At 45.8% G+C, this 671-nt stretch carries 2 protein-coding genes; both read right to left on the reverse strand.

Annotated elements, in window-relative coordinates; translation table 11 throughout:
- On the reverse strand, positions 1–352 hold a 352-nt coding region (locus ACTXGO_RS15615; RefSeq protein ID WP_443575165.1), incomplete at its 3' end, for an NTP transferase domain-containing protein.
- 1 nt (position 353) lies between these two features.
- A partial coding sequence (locus tag ACTXGO_RS15620) for a molybdopterin-binding protein (protein WP_443575166.1) occupies positions 354–671 on the reverse strand: 318 nt, incomplete at its 5' end.

A 671-nucleotide genomic window follows, 5' to 3' on the forward strand; every position in this document is an offset into this window, starting at 1 on the left:
TCTTATCATTACTATTTTTATCATTAGCATTAGCATTAGCATTAGCATCGGCATCGGCATCAACGCTAGCATAATCAACAATATGCATGATGGTGTCTTGCGGGTGGCTGTTCTTTAAAGCTGAATCAACGTCAAAATCGCGACCATTATCAGCAATCATAATAGGTAGCTTTTTACCATGGACAACATTAGCTCTGACCAAATCAAGCGCATGTCTGACGTGATAATCTAGCAAGCGCTCACCTGTCGGCAGTATAAGCTGGGCTTTTGCTGTGCCCATACGTGTAGATGCGCCGCCTGCTAAAATGACCACGCCTGTCAAATGAGCCGAGTCTTTTATAACGTCAGTCATGTTAATTATGAGTAGGATTTTGTGCCATAAAGTGCGGTACAAAGTTGCACGGACGCGTACGGCTATCAAGCTGCTCTTTTAAGATACTCTCCCAGCCTGTACGGCACGCGCCCGATGAGCCTGGCAAACAAAAAATACCAGTATGATTTGCCATGCCTGCAACGGCGCGCGACTGTACCGTTGACATGCCAATCTCGTCTTTTGAGATCAGACGGAACATCTCACCAAAACCATCAATTGATTTATCAAACAACACGCTTACCGCCTCTGGCATGCTATCTCTGATAAAAAACCCAGTACCGCCCGTGGTAATCACCGC

The organism is Psychrobacter sp. T6-1, from assembly GCF_052258445.1.